Genomic DNA, 13,528 nt, shown 5'->3' with positions numbered 1-13,528 from the left:
CGCTCAGTGAACAGGCGGCGGTCGCGGACGTTGATGCACAGATCACGCGCGAGACGTGATCGTGGAACGCCCGAGGAGTCTGCCATGCGAAAGACCGCACTGATCGCGGCCGTGAGCCTGCTATCGATGGGAACCGCCGGCTTGGCCGCCGAGACTACGGGCGCCAACGGCGCATCCGGTACAACGCCCCGGATGCAAGGATCACCCAATGCTGCAGGCTTCGGTAAGGCCGAGACCACCGGGACGGCCGGCGCGACCACGCCGGACAACACGGCTGGCCAGAACGGCAAGATGAAGGGGCCGCCGAACGCGTCGGGATACCAGCACGGCACGTCCGGTACGACGTCAGGCCGCTAAGGCTGTGCGGGCGGGATGCTCATCATCCGCAGGCCGACGATTCCCGGTTTCCCGGATCCGTGTGACCGCCCGTGCTGTGCGTGATGTCGTTCGGGGCCACTGCTCGGCAGTTGGGTACCCCATTCCGTCGGTTTGCACCGAATCTCTTTCTATCGAGAAAAGAGATTGGTGCGGCCAAGAGGACTCGAACCTCCACCCCTCGCGGGACTAGCACCTCAAGCTAGCGCGTCTACCAATTCCGCCATGGCCGCATCGGACGCGATGACCCGTGTCCGCTCGCTCGACAAAGGCGGCCCGCGGGAGATCCCGGAGGCCGGACGTTGTCGGCGGCGCAGCGGATAACAGATCGCTCCGCCGCCGACAAGCGTCTCGCTCACCGCGTCGACACAAGGTTGGAGCGAAGGGGCGCGAGCGCCAGATCCGCGATCTGGCGAAGCGCCTGCTCCGTTGCGCCGTCCCGCGCCTGGATCGAGAGCCCTTGGAGCGTCGCGGCATAGAACGCTGCCAGGGCCTGCGTGTCGGCGGAGTCTATCAATTCACCCGCCTGCTTGCCCTGGTCGAGCCGGATCTTGATCCTGTCGCGGGCTGCAAGGCGCCGGGCCGCCATGCGATCCGCGACGGCACGATGCTCCACGGCGCAGCACAAAACGCCCAGCGATATGAAGCAGCCACGGGGTCCGCTTCCCCTGCTGTAGTGTTGCGCCGCCTCCATCAGGAGTGCGTGGACTGCCTCCTGCACAGAGCCCGATCGATCCAACGCGGCTTCGGCGAACGCGCCGTCACGCTTCCGATAGAGTTCGACCGCTTCTTCGAAGAGCGCTTCCTTGCTTGCGAAGACGCCGTAGAGGCTGGTCGCCGAGATGCCGATGGCCCTGGTTAGGTCGGCGATCGATGTGCCTTCGTATCCGCGCTGCTGAAACAGCGTCAGCGCCGTCGCGACGGCCTTGTCGCGGTCGAACTGGCGCGGACGGCCGCGCAGCCGTCGGCCCTCAGGCGCGCTGATTTCCATAGCGATTGCTGCAATAGGGGCTTGACTCCCCACAGGCAAGATGGGTCATTTTCGCAGTGATCGTTACAAAAAATGGGGGTCGAGGTTGAGCTGGCGCATCGCTACGACAATCGGGACGCTGGCGATCAGCGCTCTATTCGGCACAGCGAATCTGGCCAGAGCGGAGCCGCGCCGGATCCTCGTCTACGGCGACAGCAACACGTGGGGCTACGTGGCGCGTTCCGATGGCCAGCCGACGCATCGCTATCCCCGGGAGCAGCGCTGGACCGGCCTACTCCAGCGGGAACTCGGCAGCGGCTACGAGATCGTGGAAGACGGCCTCAATCTGCGCACCACCGATCTCGATGGGGAGGATTGGCCAGGCAGCGTCATCCGCCCGGACACGTTCAACGGCCTCAAGCATCTGTCAGCCGCCCTGGCGGCCCATATGCCGCTCGATCTGGTCGTCATCATGCTCGGCACCAACGACCTTCAGGCCCGCTACCAGCGGCAGCCGGACGCGATCGCGGCGGCCGCCGTTATGCTGGCCCGGCAGGTGCAGGCCGCGTCGGGCGGCATCGGAACCGCCTATCCGGCTCCGAAGGCCCTGCTGGTCTCACCCGTGCAGATCGCGACCCTGCCGATCGAGGATTGGAATCGGCGCTATGCTGGCGGTCGCGAGAAGTCTGCTCAGTTCGCGTCCGCCTTCCAGCGCGCGTCGGCGGAGGCCGGGCTGCCATGCGTCGACGCCGCGTCAGCCATCGGTGGGGCCGCCCATGGGGCGGATGGGCTGCACCTGTCGCCGGACGACCATCGCAGCCTCGCAAGCGCCCTCGCGCCGGCCATACGGGCGATCCTCGGCCCTGAGCTGCCGCGGTAGGTGGGGTGCTTCAGCCGCTCACGCGGATTCGTAGCCGCTCTCCAGAAGCGAGGCCGCGCCGTCGCCGATGCTGGCGCCGGGCTCCACGATCGAGGCCGCCTTGCGGATCAGCTCCGTCACCTCGACGGAGATGCGGTCGCCGGTCACCACGATCTGGCCGCGGGCGATCGGATGATCGTTGGCCAGGATCTCGACCATGTCGCTGTCGCTGGCGTCCAGCTCGATCACGGCGCCGCGGCCCATGCGCAGCAGCATGTGCAGCGGCATGCGGGTGCGGCCCAGCACCACCGTCAGATCGACCTTCAGCGACTCGAAGACCGCCACCGCTCATCACCCCGTCTCGCAGCCGAACCCTGCCCGTCGAAGACTTGCAACCGACGGCCGCGGATGTTGAAGGCTTCGACCATCGGTGCAGGATGGTGAACCCTTGGTAAACGCGCCCCGCCTCGCGGTCAGTCCGCTCGCCTTCCCGAAGGAGCCTGGCTCCGATCCGGTGCACTGGCGCGTCAGCGACGCACCCGTGGGTTACGAGGTAGCGGTCGCCTGGATGGAGGCGCGGGCCGAAGCGATCGCCCGCGGCGCAGCGCCCGAATGCGTCTGGCTGCTGGAGCACCCGCCGCTTTATACGGCCGGGACGTCGGCCCGCCTTGAGGATCTCGTGGCGCCGGAGCGCTTTCCGGTCTACGCGACGGGGCGGGGCGGGCAATACACCTATCACGGGCCCGGCCAGCGCGTGGCCTACGTGATGCTCGACCTCGGCCGGCGCAGCCGCGACCTGCGCGCCTACGTGGCGAGCCTGGAGGCGTGGCTAATCGAGACGCTCGCGGCCTTCAACGTCCGTGCCGAGCGCCGGGAGGACCGCGTCGGCGTCTGGGTGCGCCGTCCCGAGAAAGGGCAGGGGGTCGAGGACAAGATCGCGGCGATCGGCATCCGGGTGCGCCGCTGGGTGAGTTTTCACGGTATCAGCCTGAACGTCGAGCCGGACCTCTCCCATTTCGACGGCATCGTACCCTGCGGCGTGCGCCAACACGGGGTGACGAGCCTCGTCGATCTGGGCTTGCCGGTCAGTATGGCCGAGGTCGACATGCAACTCCGCGCTGCCTTCGAGGAGATTTTCGGGGTGACAGTTCTGGAGGTGGACTGACACAGCGGCCGATCAGGGCAATCGGTGCAGCTGCCCCGCCCATCATCACGAGCGCAGCGAAGTGATCCAGGGAAGCGCGGCACCGGCTATCGTGGTGCACTGGGTTGCGTCGCGCCGCTCGCAGGGACGGCTGCGGCACGAAGCCCTTCGGCCGGAAGTCGGTCCCCGCCGCGTTCAGAAATCCGCGTGCAACCGAGAGGCGAAGAAGTGGGCCGGCCCGCGGTCGCGGTTGTAGCCGGGGTTGTTGATGAACTGGTAGTCGAAGGTCAGGGTCACGAACTTGGTCAGGTTCAGGGCGTAGTAGGTCTCCAGCGCCCGCTCGGTGCCGTAGTTGAGCCGCCCGTCGCCGATCAGCAGCCCGTAGAAGCCCGCCGCGAAGGCCGCCCGGTGCGAGGGCGAGAGCCCGTTCATCGCCGCACCGATCCCGATCGTGTCGTCCGGCCGGTCCCAGGCCTTGCCCTTCAGCGACAGGCCGCCGGAAAAGCTCTGGTCGATATCGGTGAACGAGATGTTCTCGGTGCGCCCGTCGTTCAGGCTGGCCCGGGCGAACAGGCCGAGTTCCGGCGTCAGCGCCTGTTCCAGATTGATGTAGCCGCCGGTCTTGCGCCGGGGGCGCCGCGTCGCTGCCGCCGCGTCATTGATGTCGTCGAAGGCGCCGAGCTGCGTCAGCGTCACGACCTCCCGGTTGTTGGCCGAGACGCCGACATTCGAGAAGAACCCGAATCGCAGCTTGCCCGGCTGCTCCAGCCCCGGCAGGACGTAGCGCTGCTCGAACTCGGCGTTGAGACCGGCGCGGCGGAACACCCGCGGGTCGAGCACGTCGCTCGACGGCTCCTTGGGCACCTGGGTGTAGGCGGCGCGGATCGCGAATTCCGGCCGGTTGTACTCGGCGTAGACACCCTGCGTGAAGCCGGGGAGGTTGGCCGGGAAGTCCCAGGCCGAGGAGCCCCACAGCGACCAGTTGAAGAAGTCCACCCGCGGATCGTGCGCGTAGATGTTGCCGTCGAAGAAGTCGCCCAGCGCGAACTTGCCGGCGATCAGGGTGATCCGCTCGGCATCGTAGCGGGTGGCGACCTGATTCGGCCCGTCCGGCACCTCCACGGTCTCGCCGCCGAGATTGATCGTCTGCTTCACGTAGTAGCGGTTCGAGCGCAGCTTCGGGAACGGGGCGCCGGCCTTCTGCGCCTCGCCGTTGACGAAGCCGGCCACCCCCAGCGTCCGCGACAAGCCGAAGCCCTGGCTGAACTCGGGATTGTAGTAGAGCTCGGTCGTATCGCTGAGCTTGAACCCGAGGAAGATCGTGGCCGTGGTGGTCTGCCGCGCCTGATGGGGGATCAGGCTCTGCGCGCCCTCGTAGGGTGAGCGGAAGCCCGGCACCCCCTGCGCGATCAGGGTGGTCTGCCCGTGCAGCGAGAAGCGGCCGGTATCGCCGTTGTCCGGATCGTGCGGGGCGGTCTCGTCCGGGTCGGGCGGCACCCTCAGCCCGTCCGGGAACCACATCAGCCGCAGGAACATCTGGTTCGACGTGAAGCTCGCCCGGGTCGAGACTGGGCCGCCCTGGTCTCCGGGCACTGCGCCCAACGGAAAGCGCCGGCTGCCGCCGAGATCGATGTAGCGGTAGTCGATTCCGAGGGCGAGATGGTCGCTGACGGCATATTGCACCCCCGCGCCGAGGGTGAAGCCGAGATAGCCGAGTTCCCGCTGCGCCGTAGCCTGACCGCCCGTATCGAGATCCGGATAGGTCGCGAGGAAGCGCGCATTGGCGCCAGCGAGGCCGAAGGCGCCGTAGATCAGGTAGCGCTCGAAGCTGTAGCCGAGCCGCGCGCGCACGGTGCCGTAGAGGTCGGTCTTGGCCCGCACGATGTTGAAGGCCGGATCGACATCCGCGTAGCCGAAGCCCGCGATGGTCGAGGGGACCGGCCGCTTCAGGTTCGCCGCGTCGAGGCTGGCCTCGACGCCGTAGACCCACGGGCCAGTCTGCCAGGTCCAGCCGCCGAACAGGCCGCCCACTGCTGTGGTGGCGTTCCGCCCCTGGTCACTGCGTCCCGTCGAATCGCCGCTCTTGAAGGCCGGCACCGGCCGCCCGCCGATTGTCGTCGGGCCGAACGTGTAGGCTCCGTAGGAGCCGCCCGCGCTGCCCTCGAGGCCGATGTAACCGCCCGACCAATCGGTGTAGGCGGCCACCTCCGCCGCCGGACGCGGTGCTGCGAGGTCCGCCGCAACCGCGGGTGCCGTGATCGCAGGCGTCAGCAGGAGAGCCGCGACCTGGGGCAAGGCCGGGATGCGGATCTGGGATCGTGCTCGAACCGAGGACGCGGGACGGATGCTCATACGACTCACAGCAACAATATAGCTTTTGCTAAAACCCGCTTCGCTTCCGCGCAAGCCACGGCGCGCCGGCGCGGCGAACGCGGTGTCGCAGGTGCGGCATCGCTGCTTCCGTTCCTCGGTCACCTTCTCGGCCCCTAGCGTGGCAGTTGCATGACGATCCCGAGATCGCCCCGCCGGTCAAGATCCGGGCGGCCACAGAGGGGCGAAAAGTCTTCGGGACGACAGATTACAATCGGCCGTCGGCGAGACTGAGACTGGGAAATACAGGCGCAGCACCTCGAAAGGCCTTCAGATTAGAATTGTTATTATTTGATGCTTGTGCGATTCCTGTTTGAACTTCGGACGTGAGAGTCTATGTGCTGAGGCATGCGCGCCTCTATCGCCCCATCGCTTCTCCGTGGCCTCGCCGCGGCCGCCGCCCTCGTAATCGCGGGATCCGCCGCAGCCAAGGAAGTGCCGATCGGCCCGCACGTGACGCGCAACGGCCTGGAGGTCGCGGCCGTCTACCTCCAGCCGATCGAAATGGAGCCTGCCGGCATGATGCGCGCGGCCGCGCAGTCAGACATCCACCTCGAGACGGATATCCGCGCCGCCAAGGACAACCGCAACGGCTTCGCCGAGGGCGATTGGGTGCCGGCGCTCGACGTACACTTCGAGGCGGTGAAGCTCGACGGCGACAAGCCGACCGACCAGAAGGTCGCCGGCATGCTGATGCCGATGGTCGCCAATGACGGGCCGCATTACGGCGACAACGTCAAGCTGTTCGGCCCCGGTCGCTATCGCCTGAAGGTCACGGTTGCGCCCCCCGGCAAGGACGGCCATTTCGGCCGCCACGTCGACAAGGAGACGGGGGTCGGCCCGTGGTTCGAGCCCTTCGACGTCGTGCAGGACTTCACCTTCGCCGGCGTCGGCAAGAAGGGCGCCTATTAAGCTTCCGGAGGTGTCCGTGTCCCGCCCGCCGCGCATCGCCGCAATCGCTGCCCTGAGTCTCGCCGCCTGTGCGGCCGGGTCTGCGCGCGCGGATGACATGCCGGTGATCAAGGTCGAGATGCGCGACGGCGTGATCCTGCCGGCGGTGATCGAGGTGCCGGCCAACACCCGGTTCAAGCTGGAGATCTCGAACACCGGAAAGTCGCCCGTCGAGTTCGAGAGCACGGAACTCAGGCGCGAGAAGGCGCTCGCGGCCGGTTCGACCTCGGCGATCGTGTTCCGCACCCTCGATGCCGGCACCTATCAGGTGTTCGACGACTTCCACCCCGACGCCAAGGCGACCCTGGTGGCCAAATGAGCGCGTCGACGACGGCGCCCGCGGCCCTGCCTGCCGCCCCGCGTGTCGCACGCCGCGCCTGGATCGACGCGCGGCTCGCCGCGCTCGGCAATGCGATGCGCCGGTACGGCTGGGTGATCCGCGGCGTGCAGTGGCTGATCGTCGGCGTCTACGCGGTGCTGGTGATCGTGCCCGCCCTGCTGCCGCTGCCCGGTAACGCCGCCCATATCTGGACCAACCTGACTCTGGCCGCGCAGTTCGCCTTCTGGGGGATCTGGTGGCCGTTCGTGCTGCTCAGCATGGTGCTGGTTGGCCGGGCGTGGTGCGGCGTGCTCTGCCCCGAGGGGGCGCTCAGCGAGTTCGCCAGCCGCTGGAGCCGTGGCTATGCGGTGCCGCGCTGGATCACGTGGCAGGGCTGGCCGTTCCTGGCGTTTGCCGGCACCACGGTCTACGGCCAGATGACCAGCGTCTACGGCTACCCGAAGCCGGTTCTGGCCGTGCTCGGCGGCTCCACCCTCGCGGCGATCGTGGTGGGGCTGCTCTACGGGCGCAACAAGCGGGTCTGGTGCCGCTATCTCTGCCCGGTCAACGGCGTGTTCGCGGTGCTGTCGAAGCTGGCCCCAATCAGCTTCCAAGTCGACCGCGCCGCCTGGGCGGCCTCGCCGAAGCCGACCCGGGGCAGCGAGGCGTTCAACTGCGCGCCGCTCGTGCCGGTGAAGACGATGCAGGGCTCCGGCGCCTGCCACATGTGCGGGCGGTGCAGCAATCATCGCGGGGCGGTGCGCCTCGCCCTGCGCTCGCCCAACCACGAGATCGTGCACGTGGCCGGCACCGAGCCGGATCTCGACCAAACCGTACTGATCCTGTTCGGCATGCTGGCCCTGGCAGTGGGCGCGTTTCAATGGTCGGCGAGCCCCTGGTACGTCGAGGCCAAGCAATGGGCCGCCACCTGGCTCATCGACCATGGAATCACGTGGCCGCTGGAGATGTCGGCCCCCTGGTTCGTGCTGACGAACTACCCCGACCGCAACGACGTCATGACCCTGCTCGATGGCGGGTTGCTTCTGGCCTATATCGGCGCGGCGACGGTGATCCTCGGGCTTGCCCTGTCGGGGATCGTGGCGCTGGCGACCCTGTCCCTCGGGGGCTGGTCGCTCCGGCGCTTCCACCACCTGACGCAGACGCTGATCCCGGTGGCGGGCTGTGGCGTCTTCCTGGGTCTCTCGGCGCTCACCGTCACGTTCCTGCGCGGCGACGGCATCGTAATCCCCTACGTGGCCGAGATGCGCGCGGGCCTGCTCGCCGGGGCGAGCCTGTGGAGCGTCTGGCTCGCGTGGCGGGTGGCTGGCCTCAGCGCCGCCGGGATCCGGCGGGCGGCGGCTACAACCTGCATCGCCGGTGCGGCCGCCCTGTCGGTGGTCAACTGGGTGCTCATGTTCTGGATCTGGTAGCGCGGTCCGCGCGGCATCTCGCAACACCTCGCAATCTCTGGAGACCGCCATGATCGGCGCCTTCGTCATCGCCTTCCGCGAAGTCATCGAGGCGGGCCTCATCATCTCGATCGTGCTGGCGGCGACCCGCGGCATCCCGGGCCGGATGCGCTGGGTGCTGCTAGGCATCGTGGGCGGGCTGGTGGGCGCCGGTCTCGTCGCCCTGTTCGCGGAAAAGATCTCTGACGCCTTCGAGGGCAGCGGGCAGGACATCCTGAACGCCGCGGTGCTGATCGTCGCGGTGCTGCTGCTCGTCTGGCACAACACCTGGATGAGTAAGCACGGCAAGGAGCTGGCGGGCGAGCTGCGCGTGGCCAGCGCGGCGGTGCGCTCGGGCGAGCGCGAGGCCGCCGCCCTCTCGATTGTCATCGGCGCCGCGATCCTGCGCGAGGGCGCCGAGCTGGTGCTGTTCCTCTACGGCCTCGTGGCCTCGGGCACCTCGGGAGCCGATATCCAGTTCGGCGCCGTGGCCGGCATAGGGGCAGGCGCGCTGCTCTCGGCGGTGACGTATTTCGGGCTGGCCTCGATCCCGAGCCGCTACGTCTTCTCGGTGACGAGCGTGCTGATCATCTTCCTGGCCGCGGGCCTCGCCGCGCAGGCCGCCCAGTTCCTGGCCAATGCCGGTGTGATCGACGTCCTCGGCCATACTCTCTGGAACAGCTCCGGCGTGATCGCCGAGAATTCCTGGCCGGGCCGGATCCTGCACGCGCTCGTCGGCTACACCGACCGGCCGACCGCCCTGCAGGGGCTCGTCTACGTCGCGACCATCGCCGTGATGATCGGGCTAATGCAGTGGAGCGCCGCCGACAAGCGGCGCGCCGTGCGGGCCGCCTGACGCTGCTTGGTGGGAGACCGGGGCGAAGCCCTGGCTGTCATCCGGCACGGCTCTATGAAGGGCTCTGCCCTGCACCCGCAAAAGGTCCCGGACCTTTTGGATCCGGGACCTTCGATCAGTCCGTGTTTAGGCGCCCGCGGCCCATTTCGCGGGATCGGCCGGCTTCTGCTTGTAGATCGTCCCGGCGAAATCGACGTGCAGTTCGGTGGCCACGTCATCGCCCCGGTGCGCCAGAAGCTCGAAATGCTTGGGCTTCCGGCGCGGCGTGTCGGTCACCGTCCAGCCGCTGGCGGCAGCGGCCGCGAGGGCCTGGGCGGGATCGGCCGGAACGTCCGGCCGCGCCGGACCGGGCGGATGGTGGGGCTTCTTGTGCTGGATCAGCACCGGCTCCCGGCCATCGGCCGCGATCCGCGTGACCTTGATCTCCGAAGGGCGGCGCTCACCCTCCAGGCTGACGCGAAGGCCGGCCGTGAGCGGGAACGCGTCCGCGCCCTTGGGGCCCAGATCGGCCAAATGTGTCGTCCCGTCCGCCTCGAGGGTGAAGCGGTGCGCGAAGACGTGCTGGATGGTGCCCGAGAGGGCGGTGGTGTCGTGATGCGGCATGATCTTCTCCGTAGAGCGCCCAACCGCAGGCGCTTTCGATATATCGGATTGGATCATGTCCTGTTCAAGGCGGTCCGGGCGCCGCCCGCTGATTGCTGACGAGCCGGAGGGTCAGGCCCCGGTCGCCACCGCCCGGTTCTGGTCGGCGCCCCATTCGGACCAAGAGCCGTCATAGAGGCCGCGAGCGTGCCGGCCCATCGTCTCCAGGGCCAGCGCGATGATCGCCGCGGTCACCCCGGAGCCGCAGGTGGTCACGATCGGCCGGTCCGGATCCACGTCGTTCTCCGCAAAGACCGCGGCCAGTTCCTCCGGGCTCTTCATCCGGCCGTCGCGCTGCAAAGCCGCGTAGTGCAGGTTGCGGGCGCCCGGCATGTGGCCGGGGCGGACGCCGGGGCGCGGCTCCGGCTCCTCGCCGCGGTACCGCGTGCCCGAGCGGGCATCCACCACCTGGGCCGAGCCGGTGGCCAGGGCGCGCGCGACGTCATCGGCGTCCGCCACCGCACCGTGATCGAGCCGGGCGGTGAAGTGCCGGCGCTCGCGGGGCTGCGGCTCGCCCTCCTCGGTGGGATAGCCGGCTGCGATCCAGGCCGGGAGACCGCCATCCAGCACCAGGGCGTCGCGCACCCCGAAGGCCTTGAGCATCCACCAGACCCGCGGCGCCGAGAACAGACCCATCCCATCGTAGACGACGATCTGCTGGCCGTCGCCGACACCGAGCGCCCGCATCCGCGCGGCGAAGACCTCCGGGCGGGGCAGCATGTGCGGCAGGTTCGACTCGGTGTCGCTCATGGCATCGAGATCGAAGCGCCGGGCTCCGGGGATGTGGGCTGCGCGGAACTCGGCCTCAGGGTCCCGGCCGGCGGCCGGCAGATACCAGGAGGCGTCGAGGACCACGATGTCGGGGGCGGTGAGGCGGTCGTGCAGCCAATCGGGTGACACGAGGGGCGCGTGGGCCATGGGCGGCGGATCCGGCACTGGTCTCGGGAAGGCCGCAGCAAACCACAGGTCGATCCGGCTTGCACGTCCAGAGGACGCCTGAGTCGGAGCGTTCGTATCGTTTCGTCAGCCTGGCGAATGCCAATCGAACCGGCGGCGTCCGCGATGAGCTACGCATCCCGCACCGTGCTCCGATGCAACGCGCGCAGGCTGGTCTTGTTTTAAAGAGCCTTAACCCCAGTTACGACAACATGATGACGCCGATCGCGCCGGCCGTTGCAGGCCGGCATCGAGCGGGCTGACCCGGATGCCGTTCCGACGGACGCGTTTCGGGGTCGCCGCCTTGAGGGAAAGGCGTTCCACCTTCTCCATCTGCAGGGGCCCCGCACCCGCCCGGCAGGATGCTTATTGAGCCGATCGATACCATGAATCAACTCGTTCGCATGTCCCAGATCGGCGATGCCGAGACCATCAAGGAGCCGTCGGCCGACCTGCGTGTGCCGTTCGCGCAATCGGGGGCCTTCGTGTGCAAGTACATCATCGGCGAGCCGAACGACCGGGCGATCTGCTGCGGCGCGCCCGTGTCCGACGGAAAGAGCTGGTGTGCCTACCACCGCCGGATCGTGTTCGAGCCCACACGGCCGGGCCGCATCCGCTGAGCCGGGCGTCGCGCCCGGCCGTCACTGCGACCGCATGATCTGGATCACGGCCGGCGTGATGATGACGACGAACAGCACCGGCAGGAAGAACAGGATCATCGGCACCGTCAGCTTGGGCGGCAACGCCGCCGCCTTCTTCTCCGCCTCCGTCATGCGTTGGTCGCGGCTTTCCTGGGCCAAGACCCGGAGCGCCTGACCCACCGGCGTGCCGTAGCGCTCGGCCTGGATCAGGGCGGTCGATACGGCTTTCACGGGATCGAGGCCGGTGCGTAGCACGAGGTTCTCGTAGGCCTGGCGCCGGTCGGGCAGGAACGACATCTCGGCGGTCATCAGCGCGAGTTCTTCGGCCAGCACCACCGAGGAGGTGGCGATCTCAGTGCTCACCTTCCGGAAGGCGTGCTCGATCGCCATGCCGGATTCGACGCAGATCAGCGTGAGGTCGAGGGCGTCCGGCCACGCCTTGCGGATCTCGGCCTGACGCTTCTTGGCAGCGTTGACGAGGAACAGCTCCGGCGCCTTGATGCCCGCGTAGGCGGCGCCGATCACCAGACCGAACCGCATGAGGTAGGAGACGTCGAGCGCCTCCAGCACGAACAGATAGAACACCGCGCCGATCACCGCGCCGATCGGCACGACGAGGCGGAAGAACAGGAAGGCGGTCTCCGCCCCCTGGCCGCGATAGCCGGCCTGCATCAGCTTGCGTTTGGCCGTGTCGGTGGCGAGCCAGCGCTGCAGCTGATACCGCTCGACGATCGACTTCATGTAGGCCTTGGGCTCGACGCGCAGCGTGCCCCGGGTCGCGGCCTGGGCGCCCTTGGCGCGTTCGCGCCGCCGGATCTGCTCGCGCTCGTCGCCGACGAGCTTCATCCGCTTCTCGAGCTTGTCGGTCTCGAAGAACGGCTGCGCCACCGCGAAGGCGGTCGCTGCCGCCGCGATGGCGGTCAGCAGCGTCCCCATGAACCGGGGATCGAACAGCTTCGCGGCGATGTCGTCGATCATGGGACCGGATCCGGGAAGGGCGCGGCAAGCCTTGCGGCTCGCCGTCAGAAATCGAACGCGATCATCTTCTTGATCGTGAAGACCCCGATCGACATCCAGATCGCAGCGCCGACCAGGGCGATCTTGCCGATATCGGTCGTCCAGAGCAGCGAGATGTAATCGGGGCTCGTCAGGGTCGTGATGCCCGCCACCCCGAAGGGCAGGCAGGCGATGATCGAGGCCGAGGCCTTGGCCTCCATACTCATCGCCTGGATCTTGCCGCGCATCTTGGCGCGGTCGCGCAGCACCATGGAGAGGTTGCTCAAGGCTTCCGAGAGGTTGCCGCCTGATTGCTGCTGGATGTTGATCACGATGACGAAGAAGTTGACCTCGGGCGTGGGCACCCGGTCGAACAGGCGCGTGACCGCCTCGCCGAGCGACAGGCCGAGCGCCTGGGTCTCCACCACGGTCCTGAACTCGCTGCGCACCGGCTCCTCGGCCTCGCGCGAGACCATGCGGAAGCAATCGCCGACCGGGATGCCGGTGCGGATGCCGCGCACCACCACGTCGACGGCGTTGGGCAGTTCCTTGTTGAACTTCGCGATGCGCTTCATCCGCAGGTAGCGCAGCAGCCAGGCCGGCAGGCCGAAGCCCCCCGCGAAGGCGGCGGCGGCCCCGACGATCGGGCTGTCGGTGAGCACGAAGAGCATCAGTCCGAGGATCCCGGCGCTCATGGCCGAGACCATGTAGAAGGTTCGCTTCGTCCAATCGAGGCCGGCGCGGGCGAGCTTCAGCTCCACGGTCGCCTTGGAGGCGCCCTTCGCCTTCGCCTCGATCTCGCTGAGCGTCTTGGCGACCTGCTCGCGCCGGTTGACCGCGACACCCCGCAGGGCCGCCCCGGAGGGAGAGACGGCAAGCGCCTTCAGGCGCTTGGTCGCCCGGCGCTCACCACCGAGCAGGGGCAGGACCGCCACATAGGCCACCGCCGCCACCGCGATACCGATGAGGCCCGCGGCGATCGGCAGGTTCGAGACGCCCACGGCAGCGAGATCTGGCATGC

The 13,528-nt window shown here is 68.2% G+C and carries 15 protein-coding genes and 1 tRNA gene; 8 read left to right on the top strand and 8 right to left on the bottom strand.

Translation table 11 applies throughout. The features are described 5' to 3' along the window. Positions 1-84: 84 nt before the first annotated feature. Positions 85-357 (top strand): hypothetical protein, encoded by a 273-nt coding sequence (locus BLQ49_RS25525; protein ID WP_091721543.1) that lies wholly within the window; start codon positions 85-87, stop codon positions 355-357. A gap of 166 nt (positions 358-523) precedes the next feature. On the opposite strand, the gene BLQ49_RS25520 is transcribed toward BLQ49_RS25525, so the two are convergent. Continuing rightward, positions 524-608, bottom strand: a tRNA-Leu gene (locus BLQ49_RS25520). Between the two features lie 122 nt (positions 609-730). Beyond that, entirely contained in the window at positions 731-1,366 is a 636-nt protein-coding gene (locus BLQ49_RS25515) for a TetR/AcrR family transcriptional regulator (RefSeq protein ID WP_091721541.1), read from the bottom strand. Between the two features lie 85 nt (positions 1,367-1,451). Between BLQ49_RS25515 and BLQ49_RS25510 the strand changes: the two genes are divergently transcribed. Further along, a complete protein-coding gene (locus BLQ49_RS25510) occupies positions 1,452-2,225 on the top strand; it encodes a GDSL-type esterase/lipase family protein (RefSeq protein WP_167627785.1) in 774 nt (257 codons plus the stop codon). An 18-nt stretch (positions 2,226-2,243) separates the two neighbouring features. On the opposite strand, the gene BLQ49_RS25505 is transcribed toward BLQ49_RS25510, so the two are convergent. Continuing rightward, positions 2,244-2,549, bottom strand: a complete 306-nt coding sequence (locus tag BLQ49_RS25505) for a FliM/FliN family flagellar motor switch protein (RefSeq protein ID WP_091721534.1) — start codon at positions 2,547-2,549, stop codon at positions 2,244-2,246. 103 nt (positions 2,550-2,652) lie between these two features. On the opposite strand from BLQ49_RS25505, the gene lipB reads away from it, so the two are divergent. Next, positions 2,653-3,369, top strand: coding sequence for a lipoyl(octanoyl) transferase LipB (gene lipB / locus BLQ49_RS25500; protein WP_091721531.1), 717 nt, complete (start codon positions 2,653-2,655; stop codon positions 3,367-3,369). A 174-nt stretch (positions 3,370-3,543) separates the two neighbouring features. On the opposite strand, the gene BLQ49_RS25495 is transcribed toward lipB, so the two are convergent. Further along, complete coding sequence (locus BLQ49_RS25495) at positions 3,544-5,700, bottom strand: carbohydrate porin (protein ID WP_091721528.1); 2,157 nt, start codon at positions 5,698-5,700, stop codon at positions 3,544-3,546. Between the two features lie 366 nt (positions 5,701-6,066). Between BLQ49_RS25495 and BLQ49_RS25490 the strand changes: the two genes are divergently transcribed. From BLQ49_RS25490 to BLQ49_RS25475, 4 genes are read left to right on the top strand one after another with little or no spacing between them, the layout of a single operon-like run. Continuing rightward, positions 6,067-6,630, top strand: a complete 564-nt coding sequence (locus BLQ49_RS25490) for an iron transporter (RefSeq protein WP_091721525.1) — start codon at positions 6,067-6,069, stop codon at positions 6,628-6,630. A gap of 16 nt (positions 6,631-6,646) precedes the next feature. Further along, positions 6,647-6,988 (top strand): cupredoxin domain-containing protein, encoded by a 342-nt coding sequence (locus BLQ49_RS25485; protein ID WP_091721522.1) that lies wholly within the window; start codon positions 6,647-6,649, stop codon positions 6,986-6,988. Continuing rightward, a complete protein-coding gene (locus BLQ49_RS25480) occupies positions 6,985-8,418 on the top strand; it encodes a 4Fe-4S binding protein (protein ID WP_091721519.1) in 1,434 nt (477 codons plus the stop codon). The genes BLQ49_RS25485 and BLQ49_RS25480 overlap by 4 nt, the downstream gene beginning before the upstream one ends. 49 nt (positions 8,419-8,467) lie before the next feature. Then, positions 8,468-9,292: an FTR1 family iron permease gene (locus tag BLQ49_RS25475; protein ID WP_091721517.1), complete on the top strand. Its 825-nt coding sequence runs from the start codon at positions 8,468-8,470 to the stop codon at positions 9,290-9,292. A gap of 126 nt (positions 9,293-9,418) precedes the next feature. On the opposite strand, the gene BLQ49_RS25470 is transcribed toward BLQ49_RS25475, so the two are convergent. After that, positions 9,419-9,895, bottom strand: coding sequence for a hypothetical protein (locus tag BLQ49_RS25470; protein ID WP_091721514.1), 477 nt, complete (start codon positions 9,893-9,895; stop codon positions 9,419-9,421). A gap of 111 nt (positions 9,896-10,006) precedes the next feature. Next, entirely contained in the window at positions 10,007-10,852 is an 846-nt protein-coding gene (gene sseA / locus BLQ49_RS25465; RefSeq protein WP_091721511.1) for a 3-mercaptopyruvate sulfurtransferase, read from the bottom strand. A 404-nt stretch (positions 10,853-11,256) separates the two neighbouring features. Between sseA and BLQ49_RS25460 the strand changes: the two genes are divergently transcribed. Beyond that, on the top strand, positions 11,257-11,490 hold the full coding sequence (locus BLQ49_RS25460; RefSeq protein ID WP_091721509.1) for a GcrA family cell cycle regulator: 234 nt from the start codon (positions 11,257-11,259) through the stop codon (positions 11,488-11,490). Positions 11,491-11,511: 21 nt separating this feature from the next. Here BLQ49_RS25460 and BLQ49_RS25455 read toward each other — a convergent pair whose 3' ends face one another. Together BLQ49_RS25455 and BLQ49_RS25450 are read right to left on the bottom strand one after the other, a co-directional pair. Continuing rightward, on the bottom strand, positions 11,512-12,489 hold the full coding sequence (locus tag BLQ49_RS25455; protein ID WP_091721506.1) for a type II secretion system F family protein: 978 nt from the start codon (positions 12,487-12,489) through the stop codon (positions 11,512-11,514). A 44-nt stretch (positions 12,490-12,533) separates the two neighbouring features. Beyond that, the gene (locus tag BLQ49_RS25450) at positions 12,534-13,526 is read right to left on the bottom strand and encodes a type II secretion system F family protein (RefSeq protein ID WP_091721503.1); all 993 of its coding nucleotides are present in this window, start codon (positions 13,524-13,526) and stop codon (positions 12,534-12,536) included. Between the last annotated feature and the right edge of the window lie 2 nt (positions 13,527-13,528).

The sequence above is a fragment of the Methylobacterium phyllostachyos genome, assembly GCF_900103445.1.
GTDB lineage: Bacteria > Pseudomonadota > Alphaproteobacteria > Rhizobiales > Beijerinckiaceae > Methylobacterium > Methylobacterium phyllostachyos.
The sequence above is the reverse complement of the archived record's forward strand: the minus strand, read 5'-3'. Positions and strand labels throughout refer to the sequence as shown.

Bases quoted from the DNA above. Each gene is read 5' to 3' on its own strand.
- BLQ49_RS25525 (WP_091721543.1), top strand. From the start codon at position 85: ATGCGAAAGACCGCACTGATCGCGGCCGTGAGCCTGCTATCGATGGGA.
- BLQ49_RS25515 (WP_091721541.1), bottom strand. From the start codon at position 1,366: ATGGAAATCAGCGCGCCTGAGGGCCGACGGCTGCGCGGCCGTCCGCGC.
- BLQ49_RS25495 (WP_091721528.1), bottom strand. From the start codon at position 5,700: ATGAGCATCCGTCCCGCGTCCTCGGTTCGAGCACGATCCCAGATCCGC.
- BLQ49_RS25480 (WP_091721519.1), top strand. From the start codon at position 6,985: ATGAGCGCGTCGACGACGGCGCCCGCGGCCCTGCCTGCCGCCCCGCGT.
- BLQ49_RS25455 (WP_091721506.1), bottom strand. From the start codon at position 12,489: ATGATCGACGACATCGCCGCGAAGCTGTTCGATCCCCGGTTCATGGGG.
- BLQ49_RS25490 (WP_091721525.1), top strand. From the start codon at position 6,067: ATGCGCGCCTCTATCGCCCCATCGCTTCTCCGTGGCCTCGCCGCGGCC.
- sseA (WP_091721511.1), bottom strand. From the start codon at position 10,852: ATGGCCCACGCGCCCCTCGTGTCACCCGATTGGCTGCACGACCGCCTC.
- BLQ49_RS25450 (WP_091721503.1), bottom strand. From the start codon at position 13,526: ATGCCAGATCTCGCTGCCGTGGGCGTCTCGAACCTGCCGATCGCCGCG.
- BLQ49_RS25460 (WP_091721509.1), top strand. From the start codon at position 11,257: ATGAATCAACTCGTTCGCATGTCCCAGATCGGCGATGCCGAGACCATC.
- BLQ49_RS25470 (WP_091721514.1), bottom strand. From the start codon at position 9,895: ATGCCGCATCACGACACCACCGCCCTCTCGGGCACCATCCAGCACGTC.
- BLQ49_RS25475 (WP_091721517.1), top strand. From the start codon at position 8,468: ATGATCGGCGCCTTCGTCATCGCCTTCCGCGAAGTCATCGAGGCGGGC.